This is a genomic window from Mycobacterium sp. E2327 (assembly GCF_001672675.1).
Classification (GTDB): Bacteria; Actinomycetota; Actinomycetes; order Mycobacteriales; family Mycobacteriaceae; genus Mycobacterium.
In genome coordinates this window covers 1-1,059 of sequence record NZ_LZKE01000163.1, presented here as the reverse complement: position 1 = coordinate 1,059, position 1,059 = coordinate 1, and the positions used below count along the sequence as shown (strand labels likewise).

Genomic DNA, 1,059 nt, shown 5'->3' with positions numbered 1-1,059 from the left:
CCGCGTCGCCGCTGGCTTTCGGGGGTGGCGGCGGAGCCGGCGGAACCGGCCCCGGCGGCGGGGGTGGCGGCGGCGCCTGGGCCTACCCCGCCAACGCCGACCCCGGTGTCGCCGGAACGAAGGGTGACTTCGGCGGTACCGGAGGCGTGGGTGGCGGCGCCGGCCAATACGGCGGTGACGGGGGCGCCACCGGCGTCGCCGGCTCCGGCGCCGAGGCATTGATCATTGGCGGGAATGGCGGCGGCGACGGGCAGTCGGTGTGATATCCGTGTTGATCGGTCGAGATCCGGCATTTGAAATCGGCGCCTTTTCGGACCGCAACACGATGACGAATGCGGGCGCTTATACCAGTCGCTTGCGAGCCGGGTTAGCGTCGCGCCACGGAATGGCGCAACACGCCATTCCGATTCGTGAAATCACATCCGGACGCCAAGTGAAAGCGTAAGTTTTCGGTTACCTGTGTTTCGTTCGCCCCGTTCACATCCCAGAGGAGCCGCAGATGCCGTCTTTTGTCCTGATATCTCCCGAGCTCGTCACCGCGGCGTCGTCGGATTTACGCGGCATTGGATTGTCGATTAGGTCGGCCAATGCGGCGGCGGCGGCTTCGACGACGTCATTATTGGCGGCGGGACAGGATGAGGTTTCGGCTGCGATTTCTTCGTTGTTCGGCAGCTACGCCCGAGAGTTTCAGGCCCTCAGCGCGCAGGCGACGGCTTTTCATGACCAATTCGTTCAGTCGTTGACGTCAGGTGCCGGGCAATATGCGGGCGCAGAGGCGGCCAACGCCGACCCGTTGACGGCGTTGGTCGGTGAACTGCAGAGTCTGACCGCGGGATTGCCGGCCGGGCCGGTCAAGCTGCTGACGGGGCGCCCGCTGATCGGCAACGGGGCCAACGGGGCGCCGGGAACCGGGCAAGCCGGCGGCAACGGCGGCTGGCTGATCGGGGACGGCGGCAACGGGGGATCCGGCGGCGCCGGGCAGGCCGTTCCCGCCGGCACCGCCGATCAGGGCCTTGCCGTTTCCGCCGGCCCCGCCGCCACCGCCGTGGCCCCACAATC

The 1,059-nt window shown here is 68.1% G+C and carries 1 protein-coding gene and 1 pseudogene; both read left to right on the top strand.

Features of this window, described 5'->3' with window-relative positions:
- Positions 1-263 (top strand): annotated as a pseudogene (locus tag A5712_RS31445) (esterase); the annotation flags it as partial.
- A gap of 236 nt (positions 264-499) precedes the next feature.
- A partial coding sequence (locus A5712_RS19455; protein ID WP_156766651.1) for a PE family protein occupies positions 500-1,059 on the top strand: 560 nt, incomplete at its 3' end.